The sequence below is a fragment of the Demequina sp. NBRC 110051 genome, from assembly GCF_002090055.1.
Taxonomy (GTDB): domain Bacteria; phylum Actinomycetota; class Actinomycetes; order Actinomycetales; family Demequinaceae; genus Demequina.
Map to the genome: position 1 here is coordinate 179,742 of NZ_BBRH01000009.1, position 20,928 is coordinate 200,669.

At 70.7% G+C, this 20,928-nt stretch carries 18 protein-coding genes; 8 read left to right on the forward strand and 10 right to left on the reverse strand.

Annotation, left to right across the window (positions count from 1 at the left end):
- The first annotated feature begins 40 nt into the window (after positions 1-40).
- Positions 41-259 (forward strand): DUF3107 domain-containing protein, encoded by a 219-nt coding sequence (locus B7K20_RS04575; RefSeq protein WP_084101089.1) that lies wholly within the window; start codon positions 41-43, stop codon positions 257-259.
- Positions 260-275: 16 nt separating this feature from the next.
- Here the strand turns inward: B7K20_RS04575 and B7K20_RS04580 are convergent, their stop codons facing one another.
- The 7 genes from B7K20_RS04580 to B7K20_RS04610 form a co-directional block, all read right to left on the reverse strand.
- Positions 276-782 (reverse strand): gluconokinase, encoded by a 507-nt coding sequence (locus B7K20_RS04580; protein ID WP_084100995.1) that lies wholly within the window; start codon positions 780-782, stop codon positions 276-278.
- 19 nt (positions 783-801) lie between these two features.
- Entirely contained in the window at positions 802-1,800 is a 999-nt protein-coding gene (locus B7K20_RS04585) for an ABC transporter permease (protein WP_084100997.1), read from the reverse strand.
- Between the two features lies 1 nt (position 1,801).
- Positions 1,802-2,785 (reverse strand): ABC transporter permease, encoded by a 984-nt coding sequence (locus B7K20_RS04590; RefSeq protein ID WP_234985715.1) that lies wholly within the window; start codon positions 2,783-2,785, stop codon positions 1,802-1,804.
- Positions 2,782-3,600, reverse strand: coding sequence for an ABC transporter ATP-binding protein (locus B7K20_RS04595; RefSeq protein WP_084100999.1), 819 nt, complete (start codon positions 3,598-3,600; stop codon positions 2,782-2,784). The genes B7K20_RS04590 and B7K20_RS04595 overlap by 4 nt, the downstream gene beginning before the upstream one ends.
- The gene (locus tag B7K20_RS04600; protein ID WP_084101000.1) at positions 3,597-4,508 is read right to left on the reverse strand and encodes an ABC transporter ATP-binding protein; all 912 of its coding nucleotides are present in this window, start codon (positions 4,506-4,508) and stop codon (positions 3,597-3,599) included. The genes B7K20_RS04595 and B7K20_RS04600 overlap by 4 nt, the downstream gene beginning before the upstream one ends.
- A 69-nt stretch (positions 4,509-4,577) precedes the next feature.
- A complete protein-coding gene (locus B7K20_RS04605) occupies positions 4,578-6,272 on the reverse strand; it encodes an ABC transporter substrate-binding protein (protein WP_084101002.1) in 1,695 nt (564 codons plus the stop codon).
- Positions 6,273-6,369: 97 nt separating this feature from the next.
- On the reverse strand, positions 6,370-8,826 hold the full coding sequence (locus B7K20_RS04610; protein WP_200809023.1) for a glycoside hydrolase family 3 protein: 2,457 nt from the start codon (positions 8,824-8,826) through the stop codon (positions 6,370-6,372).
- Positions 8,827-9,041: 215 nt separating this feature from the next.
- On the opposite strand from B7K20_RS04610, the gene B7K20_RS04615 reads away from it, so the two are divergent.
- Positions 9,042-9,683 (forward strand): TetR/AcrR family transcriptional regulator, encoded by a 642-nt coding sequence (locus tag B7K20_RS04615; protein WP_084101006.1) that lies wholly within the window; start codon positions 9,042-9,044, stop codon positions 9,681-9,683.
- A gap of 202 nt (positions 9,684-9,885) precedes the next feature.
- On the forward strand, positions 9,886-11,508 hold the full coding sequence (locus B7K20_RS04620) for a DEAD/DEAH box helicase (protein WP_084101008.1): 1,623 nt from the start codon (positions 9,886-9,888) through the stop codon (positions 11,506-11,508).
- Positions 11,509-11,586: 78 nt separating this feature from the next.
- On the opposite strand, the gene B7K20_RS04625 is transcribed toward B7K20_RS04620, so the two are convergent.
- Together B7K20_RS04625 and B7K20_RS04630 are read right to left on the reverse strand one after the other, a co-directional pair.
- Positions 11,587-12,672, reverse strand: coding sequence for a divalent metal cation transporter (locus B7K20_RS04625; protein WP_144018533.1), 1,086 nt, complete (start codon positions 12,670-12,672; stop codon positions 11,587-11,589).
- A 124-nt stretch (positions 12,673-12,796) separates the two neighbouring features.
- Positions 12,797-13,648 carry a PHP domain-containing protein gene (locus B7K20_RS04630; protein WP_084101012.1) on the reverse strand — a complete coding sequence of 284 codons (852 nt, stop codon included), beginning with the start codon at positions 13,646-13,648 and terminating at the stop codon, positions 12,797-12,799.
- Between the two features lie 71 nt (positions 13,649-13,719).
- Between B7K20_RS04630 and B7K20_RS04635 the strand changes: the two genes are divergently transcribed.
- Together B7K20_RS04635 and B7K20_RS04640 are read left to right on the forward strand one after the other, a co-directional pair.
- Positions 13,720-15,090 (forward strand): aminopeptidase P family protein, encoded by a 1,371-nt coding sequence (locus B7K20_RS04635; protein ID WP_234985716.1) that lies wholly within the window; start codon positions 13,720-13,722, stop codon positions 15,088-15,090.
- Positions 15,091-15,218: 128 nt separating this feature from the next.
- Positions 15,219-16,199: an LLM class flavin-dependent oxidoreductase gene (locus B7K20_RS04640; protein WP_084101014.1), complete on the forward strand. Its 981-nt coding sequence runs from the start codon at positions 15,219-15,221 to the stop codon at positions 16,197-16,199.
- On the opposite strand, the gene B7K20_RS04645 is transcribed toward B7K20_RS04640, so the two are convergent.
- Positions 16,196-17,596, reverse strand: coding sequence for a PLP-dependent aminotransferase family protein (locus tag B7K20_RS04645; protein WP_084101016.1), 1,401 nt, complete (start codon positions 17,594-17,596; stop codon positions 16,196-16,198). The genes B7K20_RS04640 and B7K20_RS04645 overlap by 4 nt on opposite strands.
- Before the next feature lie 96 nt (positions 17,597-17,692).
- Between B7K20_RS04645 and B7K20_RS04650 the strand changes: the two genes are divergently transcribed.
- Genes B7K20_RS04650 through B7K20_RS04660 form a run of 3 tightly spaced genes read left to right on the forward strand, consistent with a single transcriptional unit; the run spans position 17,693 to position 20,922 of the window.
- Positions 17,693-19,129: a pyridoxal-dependent decarboxylase gene (locus tag B7K20_RS04650; protein ID WP_084101017.1), complete on the forward strand. Its 1,437-nt coding sequence runs from the start codon at positions 17,693-17,695 to the stop codon at positions 19,127-19,129.
- Positions 19,130-19,138: 9 nt separating this feature from the next.
- Complete coding sequence (locus B7K20_RS04655; protein ID WP_084101019.1) at positions 19,139-20,416, forward strand: magnesium transporter MgtE N-terminal domain-containing protein; 1,278 nt, start codon at positions 19,139-19,141, stop codon at positions 20,414-20,416.
- Entirely contained in the window at positions 20,413-20,922 is a 510-nt protein-coding gene (locus tag B7K20_RS04660) for a DUF1003 domain-containing protein (protein WP_084101021.1), read from the forward strand. The genes B7K20_RS04655 and B7K20_RS04660 overlap by 4 nt, the downstream gene beginning before the upstream one ends.
- Positions 20,923-20,928: the final 6 nt, after the last annotated feature.

Consider the following 20,928-nt stretch of genomic DNA (forward strand, 5'->3'; position numbering starts at 1 on the left):
TAGTCATCAGAGTTCATTGCCCCGACCTTTGGAGGACACCGTGGAGATTCGCATCGGCGTGCAGAACGTGGCACGAGAGATCGTCATCGAGACGGACATGTCCGGCGACGAGGTCGCCGCCAAGGTGGCCGATGCCGTAGCCGGCGCCACGCTCGACCTCACCGATGCGAAGGGTCGCCGGGTCGTGGTGCCCGCCGGTTCGCTCGGCTACGTCGAGATCGGCGAGGAGTCCAAGCGCCGCGTGGGCTTCGGCGCCTAACGCCACCGACGGCCGCTCACCGGCCCGCGGACTCCGCGATCGAGCGGGCCACCAACGCCGCGCCGGCCGGGTCGTAGTTTTCGATCCGCACGGTGCCGCCCACCTCGTCGTCCTCGAGCGGCTCGAGGGTCGCGTACTGCGAGTCGAGTAGACCCGCCCCGGCGAAGTGGCCGTCCTTCTTCGATCGCGCGCGCACGCGCGGCTCGAGGACGCTCTGCGGGGCCGCGAGGTGCACGAACACCACGTCCTCGCCCGCGATGTCGCGGATGCAGTCACGGTAGACGCGGCGCAGCGCCGAGCAGGCGATGACCCGGTCCTCGCCCTCAGCCAACCACTCGCCCACCCGGGCGAGCCATGGCCATCTGTCGTCGTCCGTGAGGGCAACCCCTGCCGCCATCTGTGCCACCGCATCGGCCGTATGAAGGTCGTCGGCGTCCTTGAACTCGGCCTTCACGGCATCGGCCAGCCGCATGCCGACCGTCGTCTTCCCGCACCCGGTGACACCCATGACTACTACGCGCATGGGTGTCACCGTAGCGGCCCTAGTCGTCCGCGGGCGCCGTCCGCACCGCGGTGACCCCGGAGGACGCCGACAGGCCCTTCTTGCGCATGGCACGCGCCCGCTCGCCGGCGGAGCGCAGGCGCGGGTTGACGTACTCGTCGATGCCGAAGTTGATCAGCGACAGCGCCATGCCCAGCAGCGCGATGCACACGCCCGCGGGGATGTACCACCACCAGTAGTCCGGGAACGCGCCGTTTTGCTGGGCCCAGAACAAGATGGTGCCCCAGTTGAGGTTGGTGATGGGGATCACGCCGATGAACGCGAGCGTGGTGAGACCCAACACGGCCGCGGTGACGGTGCCCACGAAGCTCGAGGCGATGATCGCCGTGAGGTTGGGCAGCATCTCGACCGCGATGATGCGGTGCAGCCGCTCGCCGTTGGCCTTGGCCGCCTGGACGAAGTCGCGGTGGCGCAGCGACATGGTCTGCGCCCTCAGCACGCGCGCACCCCACGCCCAGCCCGTGATGGCGATGACGGCGGAGATCAGCACGATCGACGGGTCCTCGTACTGCGAGGCGACGATGATGATCAGCGGCAGGCCGGGGATCACGAGGAAGACGTTGGTGAGCGCCGACAGCGACTCGGACTTCCACCCGGACACGTAGCCCGCGGTGACGCCCACGATCACGGCGACCAGCGTGGCGAGCACGCCCGCGACGAGGCCCACGATGAGCACTCCCCTGGTGCCGTAGACGATCTGGCTGAAGACGTCCTCACCCATATGGGTGGTGCCGAGCCAGTGCTGAGCGGTAGGCCCCTGACGCAGCGCCTGGAAGTCCTTCTCGAGCGGGTCGTAGGGCGCGATCCAGTCGGCAAAGACCGCGAGCACCACGAAGAATCCGACGATGATCAACCCCGCGATGGACTTGCCGTTGCGGAACATCGCGAACGACGCGCTCACGCGGCTCGCCATCGTGGGACGCCGCGGTTCGGTGGGAAGGGCGCCGTCGGAGGCGTCGGGAACGGAGGTGAAGGTCATGTCAGGACTCCATCTGCCGGGTGCGGGGATCGAGCACGGCGTACGCGACGTCCGCGAGGATGTTGGCGACCAGGACCGCGAGGGTGATGACGAGGAACAGCCCCTGCATCAGGGGGTAGTCCTTCGCGTTGGTCGCGTCGAGCAGAAGCTTGCCGAGGCCCGGGTAGGAGAACACCATCTCCATGACGAGCGTGCCTCCCACGATGAAACCCAGCGACAACGCGAACGACTGCAACTGCGGCAGCACCGCATTGCGCGACGCGTACTGGGTGAGGACGCGCCGGGGCCTCAGGCCCTTCGCCTGCGCGACCGTCACGTAGTCGTCGTCGAGGACGGTCACCATCATGTTGCGCATGCCCAGGATCCAGCCGCCCAGCGACGACACGATGATGGTCAGCGCCGGCAGGGTGCCGTGGGCGATCACCTCGCCCGCGAAGTCCCATGACCAGCCCGGCACGGATCCCTTGTCGTACGCGTGCGAGGCCGGCAGCCACCCGAGGGTGGTCGAGAAGATCGCGATCACCACGAGCGCCATCCAGAAGTACGGCACGGTCGAGAAGAACGTCGCGAAGGGCACCGCGTAGTCGGCGCGCGATCCGCGCCGCCAGCCGATGACGGCGCCCGCGGAGGTGCCCAGCAGGAAGCTGATGATGGTCGCGAGCCCCACCAATCCCACGGTCCACGGGATCGCCGCGGTGATGACCTGGGACACGGGCGCGAGTCCGTTCGAGAAGGACACGCCCAGGTCGCCGCTGAGCAGCTGACCCCAGTAGTCCAGGTACTGCTGCCACAGCGACGCGTCGGAGTCGAGCCCAAAGAGGGTGCGCAGGGAGTCGATCGCCTCGGGGCTGACCTTGCCCTGGTTCTTCTGCAGGTACGCCGTGACGGGGTCGCCCTTGAGCATGCGAGGCAGGAAGAAGTTGATGGTGATCGCCGCCCACGCGGTGAACAGGTAGAACGCCAGGCGGCGCAGGAGGAATCTCACGACGCATCGCTCCTCGTGGTCGCCTCGCCCGTGGGGCCGGCGAAGTGCTTGTCGGGGTCGGGCGACGCGTCGCGCAACGCCCTGGTGTACTCGTGTTGGGGGTTCAGGATCACGTCGTCTGCGGAGCCGCGCTCCACCACCACTCCGTGGTGCAGCACCATGATCTGGTCCGAAAAGTGCCGCGCGGTCGCGAGGTCGTGCGTGATGTACAGGACGCCCAGATTGGACTCGCGCTGCAGGTCCGCCAGGAGGTTGAGGACGCCCAGACGGATCGAGACGTCCAACATCGACACCGGCTCGTCGGCGATGAGCAGCTCGGGCCGTGAGGCCAGGGCACGGGCGATGGCGACGCGCTGGCGTTGGCCGCCGGAGAGCTCGTGGGGGCGCCGGTCGATGGTCGCATCGGGGTCGAGTCGCACGCGCGTGAGCAAGGCGCGCACCTCGTCCTCGATCTGGTCCTTGGGCACCACGTTGTCAAGGGCCAGGGGCCGCGCCAGGTGGTGGCGGATGGTGTGATACGGATTCAGGGAGGCGAAGGGGTCCTGGAAGACCATCCGGACGCGCTGGCGGTAGCGGCGCAGCCCGGGACCACGGTGCGGGATGGGCTTGCCGTCCAGCAGCACCTCGCCGCTCGTCGCACGCTCCAGCTGAGTGAGGATCTTCGCGATCGTGGACTTGCCCGATCCGGATTGGCCCACGAGCGCCATCGTCTGCCCCGACGTGAGCGTGAAGCTCACGTCGTCGAGAGCGAGCATGTCGCCCGCGCCGCGCACGTGATAGCGCTTGGTGACGCCCTTGAACTCGAGGATCGTCATGACGCGTCCTCCTCGGTAGCGGCCGATGCCGTGGCTGGGTGGGCGGCGTCCGCTCCGGCCGCGTGGCCTGCGTCCCCTGCGCCGCGTACGAAGTCGCCGCGATCGCCCGTGAGGCTCGGGAAGGACCCCAACAGCCGCTTGGTGTAGGCGTGCTGAGGATCGGAGTAGATCCTGTGCGCGGTGTCGATCTCGACGAGCCGCCCGTCCTTCATGACGGCGATGCGGTCGGAGATCTCCAGCAGCAGCGGGAGGTCGTGGGTGATGAAGATGACGGAGAAGCCCAGCTCGTGACGCAGCTCGCTGATCTGTTCGAGGATCTCGCGCTGGACCAGCACGTCGAGCGCGGTGGTGGGCTCGTCCATGATCATCAGTTGGGGCCTGAGCGCCATGGCCATCGCGATCATGACGCGCTGGCGCATGCCGCCCGACAGCTCGTGGGGGTAGGAGCGCAGGCGATCGCGGCCCACGCCCACCACATCGAGCAGGCGGGCGCACTCCTCGCGCCGCTCGGCCTTGGTCATGCGGGGCCGATGTGTAGTGAAGACGTCGTCGAGCTGGCGGCCGATCGCGAGGACGGGATTCAGCGCGTTCATGGCGCCCTGGAACACCATGGAGACCTTGTCCCAGCGGAACGCGCGCATCTGCTCCTCGTCGAGCGCGTTGATCTCGATATCGTCGCCGCCGGCGTCGTGAAAGACCGCCGTACCTGACGTGATGACGGCCGGAGGCTTGAGCAGGCGCTGAATGCCGTACGCGAGGGTGGTCTTGCCACAGCCGGACTCGCCGGCGAGGCCAAGAATCTCGCCGCGCGCGAGCGTGAGGGACACGTCACGCACGGCCTCGACGGGCGGATCCACGTCGTAGACGACGGAGAATCGCTCGATGGTGAGCAGGGGGTCGGGGGTCACGCAGGTCTCCCAGTCGGTTAAGCGCGGTGGGGCCGGGCGCCATCCCCGGCCCCACCGCTGGGGCGTCAGCTAGCTCGCGGGCGTGAGGCTCGTGAGGATCTTGACGGTGGTGGGCTGGGTGGGGTCGGCGTTGACGTACGGGTCCTCGTCCGACGGCCATCCCACGTAGTTGCGGGTGTTGAACTCGCTGATGAACGGGCGGGTGCCGATGGGCATGGCGGGCACGTCCTCGACGAAGATCCGCTGGACCTCCTCGAGCGCGGTGGCGCGAGAGGCGTCGTCGGTGGCCGTCGCGTAGGCGTTGAGCGCCTCCGTGGCCGCGGGGTTGTCGTAGCGGCCGAAGTTGTAGTTCGCGGCCTCCCCGATCGGCAGCAGCCAGCGTCCATCCATGATGTTGCTGTAGATGTCGTACGGCGTGGCACCCGTGTCGGTCCAGTTAAGGACGGCCTGGAAGTCGCCGTTGGAGCGGTCGGCCCACCACGTGTCGACGTCCGGTGTCTGGACGGTGGCCTCGACGCCGAGCGCCGCGACCTCGTCCGCGATGAGCGAGATGCCCGTGACGTAGTCGTTCCATCCCTGGGGGACCTGGATGGTGAACGTGACGGCCTCGCCGTCGGGACTCACGAGCGCGTCGCCGTCCCACGCGTAGCCGGCGCCCTCGAGCACGGCCTTGGCGCCCTCGACGTCGACCGTGTAGTTCATGCCCTGGTATTCGTCGTTGATGAAGGCGTCACCGGCGGGGGTGGGCAGTCCGGTGACGGACGTGAGCTCGGGCACGCCACCCTCGCGGGCGATGGCCTGGTGCTGGGTGCGGTCGAGCACCATGTTGACGGCCTGACGGAACGCGACGTCGTCGAACGGCGCGGTGGTCGTGTTGACGAACATCGTGTCGATGCCCAGGCCCGCGGGGGCCCAGTAGACGTTGTTCTCGTCCTTGTCGAGGTAGGCGGACTGGACGTTGGGGATGAACGCCTGCGCCCAGTCGGCATCGCCGTTCGCGAGCGCCGTCGTGAGGGCTGTGTTGTCGTTGTACGAGACGTAGAACAGCGTCGGCACGGCGACGTCGCCGCCCCAGTAGTCCTCGCGCTCGTCCAGCTGCACCGACTGCGACGTGAACTGGGTGAGGGTGTAGGGGCCGGTGCCCACGGGCTCCAGGTTCACCTCCGCGACGGGATCGGCCACGCCCTCCCAGATGTGCTGGGGGACGATGAGCTTGTGGAGCACCTTGTCCTGCTTGACGAACATGGGCGCCTGGAAGTTCAGCGTGACCGCGTCGCCGTCCACGGCCACCGAGTCGAGGCCGATCGCGGCCCCGTCGAGCTCGGGGTAGTCGATGAACAGCTGGAACGTGAAGGCGATGTCCTCGACGGTAAACGGCTCACCGTCGTTCCAGGTGACGCCGTCCTTGGCGGTAAGGGTCAGCTGGGTGTAGTCATCCGACCACTCGATGGTGTCGGCGAGCCACGGCTCCACCTCGGCCGAGGGGTCCACGAGGTTGACGATCGCGAGGGGCTCGTAGATCGCGTTCACGTAGCCCAACTTGAGGGCGGACGAGTCGCCGATCCAGGGGTTGTTGGACTCCGTGGTGATCGCGCCGTCCGGCTTGGCGATCGTGAGCGGGGCGCCCGATGCCCCGGTGGCGTCGGTCCCGCCGGAGCCGCTCGCGCTCGGGTCGGTCTCGGGGCTGTCGTTGCCGCTGCACGCGGTGAGCGTGAGCGCGGTGGCCATGCTGAGCGCCACGATCGAGGACTTCCTCATCCTCATGTCTTCCTCCTTGAAGAGCGGACCGGCCGGTGCCGGTGCCGTGGTGTGGTGACCCACCGTTGCCGATGAGCCGTGCTGGCTGAACCTCCTGGGCCGGCTAGGGCGCGCTTCCCACGGGGACGTCTGAGACCTCCCGGATATCGCGCACCGACCGTCCCGTGTGCAGGCGATAGACGCCCTCCGGCAGGACCCAAGCGCCCTGCCGCACATCCCAGATCTCGAGCGAGCGGCGCGGGATCCGCACCGCAACGCTCGCCTCCTCGCCCGGGGCCACGGTGGCCGCCGCGAAGCCGCCGAGCCACCGCACCGGGCGGTCGTGCTCGTCGTCCAGCGCCTCGAGGTAGACCTGCACCACCTCGCGTCCGGCGCGTGCGCCTCCATTGCGGACCGTGACGTCAAGCTCGATGCCGCGCTGCGTCACGCGCGCCTCGCCCGAGCGGTGCTCCCACCGGGTCCACCCCAGGCCATGGCCGAACGGCGCCGCCGGCCTTGAGCCCGAGCGCTCCCACGCGCGGTAGCCCACGTCGACTCCGTCGTCGTAGTCGACGACGCCCTCGACGGGGATCGCGTGGGGCACGGGAACGTCCTCATCGCGCGCCGGAAGGGTCCACGGCAGGCGTCCGGCGGGCTCGACGTCGCCGGCGAGCACGTCCGCGAGCGCGTGGCCCGCCTCTTGGCCGGGGAACCACGCCCACAGCACCGTGCGCGCCTCGTCAAGCCACGGCAACAGCACGGGGGCGCCGGCGTTGACGACGATGACGGCGTCGGGGACCTCCGCGAGGACCCGGCTCACGAGCTCGTCCTGACGCCCGGGCAGGGCAAGGGTGGTGCGGTCCCACCCCTCGGACTCGCACTCCTCGTTGGTGCCCACCACCACGACGGCGAGGTCCGCCGCCTTCGCCGCCGCCACAGCGTCCGCGATCTCCTGCTCGTCGCTGCGGCGCGGGAGGGCGTGGCGCAGCTCGGCGCGCACCAAGCGCCCGTAGCCCGCGGCGTCGATCACCTGGTGGCGGGTGGTCACGCGCACCGTGCGGGGGTGCGCGATCTCCACGTCGACGGCCACGCCGTGGGGCGTGTTCACCGACGAGTCGAGCACACAGTCCACACCCACGCGGCGCTCGCCCACGGAGGCGAGGACCCCGTCGATCTCGGTGCGGTGGATGCCCACCGTGCCGACGGACAGGCGGTGGATGCCCTCCTCGGTCAGGGTCACGTCGCAGTCGATGACCACCTCGACGGCGCGCTCGGGGATGTCGCGCACCCAGCCGTCGTGCGCCGTGAGGACGTCCTCGCGCACCGTCGCGCCCGCGCTATCGAGCCAGGTGACGGTGAGGCCCCCGGGGACGCGCGCAGCGAGCTTGAGCCGGGGCGCGAACACGCGCGGATCCCCGCCGCGCTCCACGACGATCGCGGCCTGGGGCCAGCGTGCGGCGAGTCCCTCGACCGGCGTCACCACATGCTCGGGGTGCACCGTCGACGAGCCTCCGCCCAAGACGTGGGGGCGCTCGGCGTTCGCTCCGAGCAGGGCGATCGAGGCCGGGGCGGTGCGATCCCATGGCGCGCCCGTGTCGGGCGCGCGCAGCACCACGGTGCCGCGCGCGGCGGCGCGGCGTGCGAGTGCGTTGAGGTCGCGCGCCTCCACGGCACGGGGAGAGCCCTCGAACGCCCCCACGCGGTGAGCGAGGAGAAGGACGCGCGCGACCTTGTCGTCGAGCTCGGACTCGGCCACCCGGCCATCACGCACCGCCGCAAGCAGCCCCTCGGCCCATGGCCCGCCGGGGCCGGGCATCACGAGGTCGAGCCCTCCCGTGGCCGCCGCCGCGGCGTTGCGGGTGGCCTCCCAGTCGGACACGAGCACCCCGTCGAACCCCAGCTCGCCCTTCAGGACGTCGACGTTCAGGTGGCGGTGCTCGGTCATGGGCGAGCGCTCGACGCCGTCGTCCACGCCGTTGTACGCGGCCATGAGCGACCACACGCCCGCCTCGACGGCCGCGGCGAAGGGGGCCAGGTAGACCTCGCGCAGGGCTCGTTCGCCCACCCGCGACACCATCGAGGTCCGTTCCGTCTCGGAGTCGTTGGCCACGTAGTGCTTCATGCACGCCGCGACGCCGCCGTCCTGGACGCCTTCCACGAGGGCGACACCGATCTGCGCGGTGAGCGCCGGGTCCTCGGAGAAGCACTCGAAGTGCCGGCCTCCCACCGGGGTGCGTTGGATGTTGACCTGGGGGGCGAGCACCACATCCACTCCGTGGGCGCGTGCCTCTTGCGCGAACGCCGCCCCTACCTCGCGCGCGAGGTCCAGGTCCCAGGTGGCGGCGATGCCCGAGGGCGTGGGCAGGAGGACCGACGTCTCGCCCTCGACCTCGCCCAGGCCGCGCACGCCGACGGGGCCATCGGAGAAGGACACCGAGCGCATGCCCAGTTCGGGGAGCGCGATGAGCCGCCACATGGTCGCTCCCGTCACGAGCTCGACCTTGCGCGCCAGGGGAAGGCGGCCCACGAGGGTGCGGCAGCCGTCGAGCGTCATGCTCGTCGGCGCGGACGTCGTCGTCACGGATGGGCTCCTCGTCATCGGGGATGGGACCTCGCGGCCCCGCTGAGCAGTAACTTACAATGCTGTCAGTAAGTAGCAACGCCGAAACGAGGATCGATACCGTTTCGTGACCTGAACGTGGCGCGTGCCTGTGGCATGCGTCACGCCACCTAGACTCGGCTTTTGTGCCCGGCCGCATCCGCGCCCGGCCAAGGACCACCGCGACGAGGACGACGATGGCGACGACCAGACGACAGCTCCCCCCGCGACCGGAGACGGCCGCTCGACGACGGGAGATCCTCGCCGCTGCACTCGAAACCTTTGGCGCCAAGGGCTATAACAACGGCCCGCTGGCCGAGATCGCCGAGCAGGTGGGCATGACCCACGCCGGGATCCTCCACCACTTCGGCTCGAAGGACCGGCTGCTGGTCGAGGTGCTGCGCTACCGCGACGAGTCCGACGTCGAGGGGATCGAGGGCCAGCACATCCCCGACGGCATCGAACTGTTCCGCCATCTCATTCGTACGGCGTTCGCCAATGAGCAGCGTCCCGGCATCGTCCAGGCCTACGCGGTGCTGTCGGCCGAGTCGGTCACCAACGCCAACCCCGGCCGCGAATACTTTGAGGACCGCTACCGGGTGCTGCGCGGGGAGGTCGTCGCGGCGTTCCGTGCCATGTGCGCCGAACGAGGACTCGAGGAGCCCGCACAGGTCGACAGGGCCGCGGCCTCCATCCTCGCCGTCATGGACGGCCTGCAGGTGCAGTGGCTCCTCGACCCCACCCAGGTCGAGCTTGCCGAGACGAGCGCCTTCGCGATCGAGGCGATCGCGCTGCAGGCGCTGGACCCGCGCCCCTCCCCCTTCGATCAGGGGTCCTGACCACCCAGCCCGGCCACGGCATCGGCCGCTTCTGGCCTCACCTCGCGGCGTACGCGTAGAATGAGCCTCGACCCGGGGCTGACCGGTCGTCATGTGTTGCGCGGCGCCGCTGAAGAGAGCGCTGGCCGCGCGAGAGGATGATTCGCGATCGGCTGCCCGCCGATTCAGCGCGAACCCACGTGCACACACTCAAAGAGGACACATGACAGACACGCATGCCAGCGTGCAGACGCCCGACCAGACTTTCGCCGATTTCGACGTCAACCCCGCGATCGTCGAGGCGCTCGCGAACCACGGCATCGTCGCGCCGTTCCCCATCCAGGCGATGACGCTCCCGGTGGCCCTTGCCGGCCACGACATCATCGGCCAGGCCAAGACCGGTACCGGCAAGACGCTCGGCTTCGGCGTGCCGCTGCTGCACCGCACTGTCTCGCCAGGCGAGGAGGGCTTCGAGTCCCTCGCGGAGCCCGGCAAGCCGCAGGCGCTCGTCGTCGCCCCGACCCGCGAGCTCGCGGTGCAGGTTGCCGGCGACCTTGAGACCGCGTCCAAGAAGCGCTCCACCCGCATTGTGCAGATCTACGGTGGTCGCGCCTACGAGCCCCAGATCGAGGCGCTCGTCAAGGGCGCCGAGGTCGTGGTCGGCACCCCCGGCCGCATGATCGACCTGCTGAACCAGGGCCACCTCGACCTGCGCTTCATCAAGACCGTGGTGCTCGACGAGGCCGACGAGATGCTGGACCTGGGCTTCCTTCCCGACGTCGAACGTCTGCTGGCCGCGACCCCCGCGTCTCGTCACACCATGCTCTTCTCCGCGACCATGCCCGGCGCGGTCGTCTCGCTCGCCCGTCGCTACATGACGCAGCCCACCCACATCCGCGCCGCCGATCCCGACGACGACGGCGCCACCGTGAAGGCCATCAAGCAGGTGGTCTACCGTGCCCACGCGCTCGACAAAATCGAGGTCCTGGCCCGCATCCTGCAGGCCGACGGCCGCGGCCGCACTGTGGTGTTCGCGCGCACCAAGCGCACCGCCGCGAAGGTCTCGGACGAGCTGCGCGACCGCGGCTTCGCGGCCGGCGCCATCCACGGCGACCTGGGCCAGGGCGCACGCGAGCAGGCCCTGCGCGCGTTCCGTCACTCGAAGATCGACGTGCTGGTCGCGACGGATGTCGCGGCTCGCGGCATCGACGTCGAGGACGTCACGCACGTCATCAACTACCAATGCCCCGAGGACGAGAAGACCTACCTGCACCGCATTGGCCGTACGGGCCGCGCGGGCAAGACCGGCACCGCCGTCACGTTCGTGGACTGGGACGACGTCCCCCGGTGGGGCCTCATCGACAAGGCGCTCGACCTGGGCTTCCCCGAGCCCGTCGAGACGTACTCCTCGTCGGAGCACCTCTTCACGGATCTCGAGATTCCCGCGGGTACCAAGGGCCGCCTGCCGCGTGACAAGCGCACGCTCGAGGGCCTCGAGGGCGAGAAGCTCGAGGACCTCGGCGAGACCGGCAAGCACACCGGCGGCCAGGGCGGTCGCGGTGGGCGTGACGGCGGAAGCGGCGGCCGTGATGGTCGTGGCGGCGGCCGTGATGGGCAGCGCTCGGGCGGCAACCGCAACCGTCGCGGCTCGGGCAAGGGCGGCTCCGGCTCGTCCGGCGAGGGCCAGTCGCAGGGCGCCCAGGGCGAGCGCCAGCCGCGCGCAGAGGGCGGCGCCCCCGACGGCGAGGCCAAGCCCCGCCGCAGCCGCAACCGCCGTCGTCGCCGCTCCGGTGGCTCCGGCCAGGGCGGCAACGGCGCCCCGGCGGCCCCCGCACAGGAGGCCTAAGCCTGCTTCACGTCCCGAGGGGCGGCATCGTCGAGCGACGGTGCCGCCCCTCGGCGCGTTCCCGGATGGGAGAGGGCGTCAGTTCTCCAGGGCGGCACGGCGATCGGTCTCGACGTGAACTCTGCGCCGCGCAGCGGCATTGATCGCACCGGCAAAAAGAACCGGAAAGTGCACAGGATAGAGCCGCAGAGCCTCCGAAGAACCGATGCTCATCGTCGTCGCGATCATCGCGCCGCGCTCCATCGGCACACCTTCGATCCTCACGATGTCACGGTCACGGTCCGACCGCTTTTCCTGCGCCTTGAGTCTGTCCGTGACATACGAAACGTCACGAGGCCCAAAATGGGCGACAAGATGTCCAGCAAGAGCCCACACTGCACCGCCCGCGTGAGTATTCGGCCCGCCGACCTGGTAGCACACTGAGCCGGCCAGGTCTCGAATCCAGCCCTCGGCGGCAGGGCGCGACATCGCCACCACGCGCTGCGTGTCGCGGTGGCCACGCTCAGTTTCGTGCTCGAAGATCGAGAACAACGCGTCGCCCATCAGGTTGTCGCGCGTGGTCTGGCTCATCGCGCTTACTTCGGTGCCGGTGATCTGCCCGCTGGCGTTCAGGCTGCCCACCGATGTGGCGTATGTCGAGTCGCTCCAGTCGCGGCCGTAGGTGGTGTTCGCGTGTGTCATCGAGCTGTGGGTACCGGACAGGCTCATGTGGTGATTCACCGTCGTCACCATCTGCCCGGCGGTGTCCCGATCGAAATGGCGTTCGACCTCGACCAGGGTCGCTCCGGACACGTGAGCGAGAGAGCCATCGTCGGCGTAAGCGACCTGGGGATCCACGCCGAGCAACTCGCTGATGGCGCCCGTCAGAGCCGCCGCGGCAGCGCGGTCCCTGACGTCGAAGGCCCGCGCAGACAATGCCGCGACCAAGCCGATGGTGAACAGGATCCCACCCACGAGCAGGGGAAGCCCGAAGAGGAGCTGGGAGCCGATGAAGGCCCCCGTGAAGTTCTGCCCAGACGTCTCCCCCGACGCCATCCAGGCAACGCCCGCCGACAGCACGAACCATATCGCCAGGATGATGATGCCCGACCACAGCATCCCCGGCTTCCGCTTCGCCCTGGCGACGGGCGACATTCCTCGAAACGGGCTTGCTGACGTCGACATGTGAAGACCCCCCGGTCGCGGGACACCCCCCGGCGCCCGTGTCTGCCACTTGGCATTGTGTCAGAGGCACGCGACCCTTGCAGAGCGAGGGCGATCACCGCGTCGTTCCCGATGCCGTGGCCGGCTATCGCTCCCGCGTCGCCGGCCGCAGTTCCCCCCGCGCCGCCTCGAGCGCCGCGAACGCCTCGGGAGAGGTGAGGTTCTCGCCCAGCCGGTTGCGCTTGCCGGTGCCGTGATAGTCGCTCGCGCCCGTGCGCACGAGCCGCAGCGAGTTCGCCAGCCCCGTGAGCCGCGAGCGCGCCGCGTCGTCGTGGTCGCGGTGATCGACCTCGAGTCCGACGAGGCCAGCGCGGGCCATCTCGGCAACCACGGCATCGGCCACCACGCGGCCGCGCGCGACGGCGCCGGGGTGAGCGAAAACGGTCACGCCGCCCGCCCGGCGCAGCGTCGCGATCGCGGCGGTCACCTCGGGGGCGAAGTGCGGCACGTAGTAGCGCGAGCCGGGCGCGAGGATGCGGTCGAACGCCGCGTCGCGGGTGGGCACCACCCCCAGGTCCACGAGCGCATCGGCGATGTGGGGCCGGCCCACCGTGGTGCCCACCCCGGCGCGTGCGGCGACCGCGTCCCACGACAGCGGGAAGTCGGCGGCGAGCACCCCCACGATCGCCTGGGCGCGGTGCACGCGGGCCTCGCGGGTGAGCGCGAGCATGTCGCGCACGTCCGCATCCGTGCGGTCGTGCCAATAGGACAAGAGGTGGATCGAGATGCCCCGGTGCTTGCACGAGACCTCGACCCCGGGGACGAAGGCGACCCCCGCATCGGCCGCCACCGCGGCAGCCTCGTCCCAGCCCATGATCGAGTCGTGATCGGTCAGCGCGACCACGTCCAGCCCGGCCTCGGCCGCCTCGCGCATCACCCGCGCGGGGCTACCCGTCCCGTCGGAAACGGTCGAGTGCGTGTGGAGGTCGATGCGCATGTCCGCCAGCCTACGGCGCGGCCGCCTCGCGACTGCCGTCGGTCCCGCACGGGCCATGCGACCATGGTCGCGTGACTGACGACACTCCCGAGAACACCAACAAGGCCCGCGCTCTGCGCCCCGACAACGACGAGTTCAAGGCGTGGATCGGCTCGAACTGGGCCGAGCCCGAGGACCTCGAGACCACCGCGATGGCCTCCGCCCCCTTCGCCGCCGAGCGCCGCGCGCGCCTGTCCGCCCAGTTCCCCGGCAAGCGCATCGTCGCCCCCGCGGGCGACCTCAAGGTGCGCTCGAACGACACCGACTACCGCTTCTCCCCCGACCGCGACTTCGCGTACCTGACCGGACTCGGCACCGACCGCGAGCCCGGCGCCGTGCTGGTGATGGAGCCCACCGCCGACGGTCACGAGGCCACGCTGTTCCTCGAGCCCCCGGCAGGCAAGGACCAGGACGGCTTCTACACCGACCCGCGCACCGGCGAGTTCTGGATCGGCCGCCGCCCTGGCCTGGCCGAGTTCGCGGCCCTCACGGGCATCGCCACCGCTCCCCTGTCCGACCTCCCCGGCGGCATCGACCTCGCCAAGCACCCCAAGAAGAAGGTGCGCGCCGCGCTGCACCAGATGCGCCTGGTCAAGGACGAGTGGGAGGTGCAGCAGCTGCGCGACGCCGTCGACGCCACGATTGCCGGCTTCGAGCGCGTGGTGGGCGAGCTGCCCCGCGCCATCGAGCACAAGCGCGGCGAGCGCGTCATCGAGGCGACCTTCGACGGCCACGCGCGCGAGGAGGGCAACGCGGTGGGCTACGAGACCATCGCCGCCGCGGGCGACCACGCCACCACGCTGCACTGGATCACCAACCACGGCCAGGTGCGCGCCGGCGACCTGCTGCTACTGGACGCGGGCGTCGAGGTCGAGAGCCTCTACACGGCGGACATCACCCGCACCATGCCGATTACCGGCGAGTACACCCCCGTGCAGCGCCGCGTCTACGAGGTGGTCCTCGAGGCCGCCGACGCCGCCTTCGCCGTCGCCCGCCCCGGCGCCACGCTGCGCCAGGTCCACGAGGCCGCGATGGACGTCATCGAGGCGCGCCTGACCGAGTGGGGCATCGTCCCCGAGGCCCAGGCCGCCGAGTCCAAGCTGTTCCGCCGCTGGATGGTGCACTCCACGTCGCACCACCTGGGCCTCGACGTGCACGACTGCGCCGCAGCAAAGCGCGAGACCCACCTCGACGGCGAGCTCGCCCCCGGCATGGTGTTCACCATCGAGCCCGGCCTGTACTTCAAGGCCGACGACCTCGCGGTGCCCGCAGAGCTGCGCGGCATCGGCATCCGCATCGAGGACGACGTGCTCGTGACTGCCGACGGCGTCGAGAACCTCTCGGCCGCCCTCCCGCGCGAACCCGACGCCATCGAGGCCTGGATGGCTCGCCACTCGCGTTAAGGATGTCCCACGGCCGATGCCGTGGCGGGGCTCCGTACGGAGGCTCGCCACGGCATCGGCCGTCTGGTGCAGCAGCCATCGAGGACCGTGGTCGGGCATGAACGCGCAGGCCGGTACGTTGGAAAACCGTGACCGTTCCGCTTTCCGTCCTTGACCTTGCCCCCATCGCCCCCGACGAGACGCCCCGTGAGGCGCTCGCTCATTCCGTGGACCTGGCCCGCGCCGCCGAGCGCTCGGGATACACGCGCGTCTGGTACGCCGAGCACCACAACATGGCCCGGATCGCATCCTCGGCCACCTCGGTGCTGATCGCGCACGTCGCGGCGCATACGTCGTCCATTCGGCTGGGCGCCGGCGGCGTGATGCTGCCCAACCACTCGCCGCTGACCATCGCCGAGCAGTTCGGCACGCTCGCGTCGCTGCACCCTGGACGCATCGACCTGGGGCTGGGGCGGGCACCCGGCGGCGACCGCGCGGTGTTCGTGGCGCTGCGTCGCGAGCCGTCGTCGTCCGACGCGTTCCCGCAGGACGTGCTCGAACTGCAGGCGTACCTGGGCGAGGAGACGCGCGTGCATGGGGTCGAGGCCGTGCCGGGCAAGGGCACCGAGGTTCCCCTGTACATCCTGGGCTCGTCGCTGTTCGGCGCGCAGCTCGCGGCGCAGCTGGGGCTGCCGTACGCGTTCGCCTCGCACTTCGCACCCGCCGCGTTGGAGCAGGCAATTGCCGTCTACCGCGAGGGATTCCAGCCCTCCGCCCAACTCTCCTCGCCCTACCTGATCGTGGCCGCCAACGCGTTCGCGGCCGCCTCGACCGCCGAGGCGCAAGAGCAGTTCGCTGCCGCCCGGCGCTCGCGCGTGCGGATGATGATGAAGCGCGGGCCGTCGACCCCCGAGTACTCGGACGGCGAGATCGACGCCTTCCTCGCCTCGCCCCAGGGTGCACAGCTCGCGGACATGATGCGCGTCACCGGCGTGGGCACGGGCGCCGAGGTGCGCGCGTGGCTCGACGACCTCGCCGTACAGACCGGCGCCGACGAGATCATCACGGCTCACGGGGCACTTACCCCGGCCGCTCGCGTGGCGTCGGTGGAGCTGACCGCCGCGGGCTAGGCCGCGTGCTCGGCGAGCGTCTTGACGCCCAGCCGCATCTGCTCGGGTGGAAGGTAAAACGGAAGCCGGAAGCGCGCCGCGCCCCCACCCGGTACCACCTCGAAGGCAGAGCCGGGAGCGACGGGCACGCCGGCATCGGCCGCCCTGGCCGCGAAGCGGTCGGCGTTAGCACCGGGCACCTTGACCCACAGGCACGGCCCGCCCACGGGCATCCGGTACTGCCACTCGGGGGCGAACTCTGCGAGGGCGTCGACGGTCGCGGCAAGGGACTCGCGCATGGAGGCGATCCGCCAGGCAAGCGTCTCGTCGTAATGGTCCTCGAGGAACACGCGCGCCAGGCGCTGCAGGAACGCGGGGCTACCCAGGTCCATCGCGGCCTTGCGCTGACGCAGCTGGGCGGCGAGCGTGGGGTTGGTGTGCAGCCAGCCGATGCGCATGCCGCCCCAGAAAATCTTGCTGAGCCCGCCAATGGTCACCACCGACGCGCCGGTGCCGAGGGTCGCGAACGGGCGGGCGGCCGGTCCCGCAAGTGCCAGCTCACCCGTGATGCGGTCGTCGATGAGGGTGACGCCCACCGAGGCGGCGGCCTCGGCGAGATGAAGCGCGTCGGGCTCCGACAGCGCGGTGCCGGTGGGGTTGTGGAAGGTCGTCACGTAGGCGGCGGTGGGGCGGGCGGCGCGGAGCAATTTGGCCGCGGCGGCGACGTCGAGCCCGTCGGGGCCCATGGGCAGCGCGAGGGGCCGCGACCCCGCCGAGGCCACCGCGTCGAAGACCCCCGGATAGGTCACGGCCTCCATCGCGACGGTGCCCCCCGCGCTCGCCAGTCCCGTCACGGCAAGCCACAGCGCCTGCTGGCCGCCCGAGGTCACCACGACCTCGTCGGGGCGCGCCGGGATGCCCTGGAGGCGCAGGCGGTCGACGATCGCGCTGACCAGATCGGGATCGCCTAGCGCCGCGTAGCCCGTGCCGAGGGTGGGGGTGGCGTCGAGCAGCGCACTGGGGTCGGCGAAGGCGCTCGCCACCACGGGCGCCGGCCCCGGACAGGCCGACGACAGGCCCACCAGGGGCACCTGCGTGCCGGGCAGGATCTTCGCGAAGCGGTCCTGGTGACTCATGCCGTCGAGCCCGCGGGCGCGCGATCCCAGCCGAGGCACCGCGCCCGGGCGCACGTCGAGCCACTCCTCATCACGGAGGCGCTGGTAGGCGGCCGTCACGGTGTTGCGCGACAGGTGCAGGCTGGTGGCGAGCGCGCGCTCCGACGGCAGGCGGGTGCCGTGCTCGAGCGAGCCGGCCTCCGCGAGCGACACGATGGCATCGGCCAGCTGCTGATACAGCGGGCCCGTGCCCGACTGCCAGTGGTCAAGGACGTCGCGAAGTTGGTCGGCAGTGGTGCGCATGGGGCCATTCCAGCGCAAACTGGCCCCCTATCACCAGTGCCAGCGCGATGGCAAGTGGCCCTGTTGTGACGGTGCCAGTCGCGCGAGGCTTGCCGCATGAGCACCCTGAGCCCCCTCGAGCGAGTCCACACCAACCCGGCGTCGCTGGCGCGTACCCGCGAGCGCATCGGCCTTATCACCGAGGCTGCGCGCCGCGCTGGGGCGTATGTGGCGGGCGCTGCGTACCGGCCCGTCGCTCCGACGGCCGATGCCGTGGCGGGCCTCAGCGCCTTCCGTCGCCCGTTGCCCGACTCGCCTCGCCCGGCGCGCGAGGTGCTCGCGGAGCTCGACGCGTTCGGCTCGCCCGCGACGACCGTCGTCACGCACGGGCGCCACTTCGGCTTCGTCACCGGCGGCACCGACCCCGCCGCGGGGGCGGCGGCCATCCTCGCGGGAGCATGGGACCAGAACCCCGGCGGGGCGTCGCCGGTGGCTGAGACGCTCGACGCCGTCGCGTGCGAGTGGATCGTCGAGTCGCTGGGGCTGCCGTCCGGCGCCGTCGCCTCCTTCAACGGCGGAGCGACCATTGCCAACCTCACGGGCATCATCGCGGCGCGCGACGCCCTCCTGGGGCGCGCGGGCTGGGACGTGGCGCGCGAGGGGCTCGCGGGCGCGCCTCGGCTGCGGGTCGTCGTGGGCGACGAGGTCCACATCTCCGCGCTCAAGGCGCTGCGGCTCGCGGGCGTCGGCGAGGCACAGATCGAGCGCGTGGCAACCGACAGCGTCGGCGCGATCGACGCCTCCGCGTTCCCTACCGACACCGACGACCTCACGCTGGTCCTGCTGCAGGCGGGCAACGTGAATACGGGCGCCTCCGATCCCTTCGCCGCGATCATCCCCGCCGTGCGCGAGCGTGGCGGGTGGGTACACGTGGACGGCGCGTTCGGGCTGTGGGCCGCGGCCGCGCCCTCGCTGCGCGACCAGGTGGCGGGCGTCGAGCTCGCCGACTCGTGGGCGACCGACGGCCACAAGTGGCTGAACCTCCCCTATGACAGCGGCATCGTGATCGTGCGCGACGGCGAGGCGCTCGGCCGTGCCATGACGTCGGACGCGCCCTACCTCCCGCCCGACCCGGCGGCGCCGCGCAACCGGGGCATTCAGATCTCCCAGCGTGCACGCGGCATCGAGGCCTGGGCGATGCTCGCGTCCCACGGCCGCACCGGGCTCGCGGAGCTCATCGAGGGATCGTGTGCGCTCGCACGGCGCTTGGCCGATGCGTTGGCTGCCGGCGGTGCCGAAATCCTCGCGCCCGTGGTGCTCAACCAGGTGCTCGTGGCGTTTGGGGAAGACGGCACCACTGACGCCGTGAACGATGCCGCTACCGATGCCGTCATTGCCGCCGTCCAGGCCGAGGGCACCACGTGGACGAGCCCCACCGTGTGGCACGGGCGCCGGGCGATGCGACTGTCGGTCTCCGACGCCGCGACCACCAGCGACGATGTGGACGCGGCGGCGGCCGCGATCCTCGACTGCTGGGAGCGCACCAGGCTTTAGGCTGAGCCCATGAGTCTGCCTGCGGAGAGGGTCTACGTCGCTCGCCTGGCGGGCACCACCGTCTTCGACCCCATCGGCGACGCGGTGGGCCGCGCCCGCGACGTGGTGTTGCTGATGCGTCGCGGCAACGCACCCGTCGCCGTGGGCCTCGTGGTCGAGGTGCCCGGGCGGCGCCGCGTGTTCCTGCCGCTCACCCGCGTCACGTCCATCGCGCCCGGTCAGATCATCTGCACGGGCGTGTTGAACCTGCGCCGCTTCAAGGCGCGCACGTCGGAGACCCTCGCGATCGCGGAACTCCTGGAGCGCTCCGTGACCATCAAGTCCGGCCGCGAGCCCGCGTTCATCGAGGACCTCGCCATCGAGCCCACGCGCGACGGCACGTGGCAGGTGACGCGCCTATACGTGCGCAAGGCCGAGCGCCGCAAGGGCGTGTTGGGCTTCTCCCGCCGTGGGGAGGCCGTGGTGGTGGGCCTCGACGAGGTCACCGGGGTGTGGAAGCGCGACGAGCTCCAGGGCGCGCAGCTGGTCATCCAGTCCTTCGCGGACCACAAGCCGGCCGACCTCGCGGCGGCACTCATGGAGATGTCCCCCTCGCGCTCGGCCGAGATCGCCGCGGCCCTCGACGACGAGCGCCTCGCGGACGTGCTCGAGGAGCTGCCCGAGGAGGATCAGATCGCGCTGCTGGGCACCCTTCGTTCGGAGCGCGCGGCGGACGTCCTCGAGGCCATGGACCCCGACGACGCGGCCGACCTCTTGGGCGACATGCCCGATGAGCAGGCCCAGGCGCTGCTCGAGCTCATGGAGCCAGACGACGCCGACCAGGTGCGCCAGCTGCTGCACTACGAGGACGACACGGCCGGCGGCCTCATGACCACCGAGCCGGTCATCGTGAGCCCCGAGACCACGGTTGCCACCTGTCTTGCCATGGTGCGCAAAGAGAAACTGCCGCCCGCGCTCGCCTCGATGGTGTTCGTCGTGCGACCCCCGACGGACGTCCCCACGGGACGGTACATCGGCCTGGTCCACCTGCAGCGCCTCCTGCGCGAGCCCCCGCACGACTCGGTGGGCTCGTACGTTGACCCCGCGATCGAGTCGCTCGACCCCGACGACTCGCTGCAAGAGGTCTCACGCCGCATGGCGGCCTACGACATCCTCGCGCTGCCCGTCGTCGACGACGCCCACCGCCTGTTGGGCGCGGTCTCGATCGACGACGTCCTTGACCACCTGCTGCCCAGCGACTGGCGCGAGCACCTCGATGACGAAGACGACGAGGAGGCCGCCTCATGAGCGAGCGCCTCGACCGCCCGCAGGCGGACAAGCGCCGGTTCGGCTTTCTGCCGCGCAAGTCGCGCCGCTCTGACCCCGACCGCATGGGCGCCGCCACCGAGGGCATCGCGCGCTTCCTGGGCACCACCCGGTTCCTCATCTACCTCACGGTGTTCTGCATCGTGTGGCTCGTGTGGAACACCTGGGCGCCCGAGTCGGTGCGCTTCGATTCCGCGGCGAACGGCTTCACGGCGCTGACCCTCATGCTGTCGCTCCAGGCGTCGTACGCCGCTCCCCTGATCCTGCTCGCGCAGAACCGTCAGGATGACCGCGACCGCGTCGCGGCCGAGCAGGACCGCCAGCGCGCCGAGCGCTCGCTCGCGGACACCGAGTATCTCGCCCGCGAGGTGGCGGCGCTGCGCCACGCAGTCAACGAGACCGCAACGCGTGACTTCGTGCGCTCCGAGCTCAGGGCGCTGCTCGAGGAGCTCCAGCGCGAGGACGACGACCGCGAGGCCTCGCGCTAGGGCGCA

Excerpts from the sequence above, each read along its gene's own strand:
- B7K20_RS04580 (WP_084100995.1), bottom strand. The coding sequence starts at position 782 with ATGCGCGTAGTAGTCATGGGTGTCACCGGGTGCGGGAAGACGACGGTC.
- B7K20_RS04585 (WP_084100997.1), bottom strand. The coding sequence starts at position 1,800 with ATGACCTTCACCTCCGTTCCCGACGCCTCCGACGGCGCCCTTCCCACC.
- B7K20_RS04595 (WP_084100999.1), bottom strand. The coding sequence starts at position 3,600 with ATGACGATCCTCGAGTTCAAGGGCGTCACCAAGCGCTATCACGTGCGC.
- B7K20_RS04605 (WP_084101002.1), bottom strand. The coding sequence starts at position 6,272 with ATGAGGATGAGGAAGTCCTCGATCGTGGCGCTCAGCATGGCCACCGCG.
- B7K20_RS04615 (WP_084101006.1), top strand. The coding sequence starts at position 9,042 with ATGGCGACGACCAGACGACAGCTCCCCCCGCGACCGGAGACGGCCGCT.
- B7K20_RS04620 (WP_084101008.1), top strand. The coding sequence starts at position 9,886 with ATGACAGACACGCATGCCAGCGTGCAGACGCCCGACCAGACTTTCGCC.
- B7K20_RS04625 (WP_144018533.1), bottom strand. The coding sequence starts at position 12,672 with ATGTCGACGTCAGCAAGCCCGTTTCGAGGAATGTCGCCCGTCGCCAGG.
- B7K20_RS04630 (WP_084101012.1), bottom strand. The coding sequence starts at position 13,648 with ATGCGCATCGACCTCCACACGCACTCGACCGTTTCCGACGGGACGGGT.
- B7K20_RS04645 (WP_084101016.1), bottom strand. The coding sequence starts at position 17,596 with ATGCGCACCACTGCCGACCAACTTCGCGACGTCCTTGACCACTGGCAG.
- B7K20_RS04650 (WP_084101017.1), top strand. The coding sequence starts at position 17,693 with ATGAGCACCCTGAGCCCCCTCGAGCGAGTCCACACCAACCCGGCGTCG.
- B7K20_RS04655 (WP_084101019.1), top strand. The coding sequence starts at position 19,139 with ATGAGTCTGCCTGCGGAGAGGGTCTACGTCGCTCGCCTGGCGGGCACC.
- B7K20_RS04660 (WP_084101021.1), top strand. The coding sequence starts at position 20,413 with ATGAGCGAGCGCCTCGACCGCCCGCAGGCGGACAAGCGCCGGTTCGGC.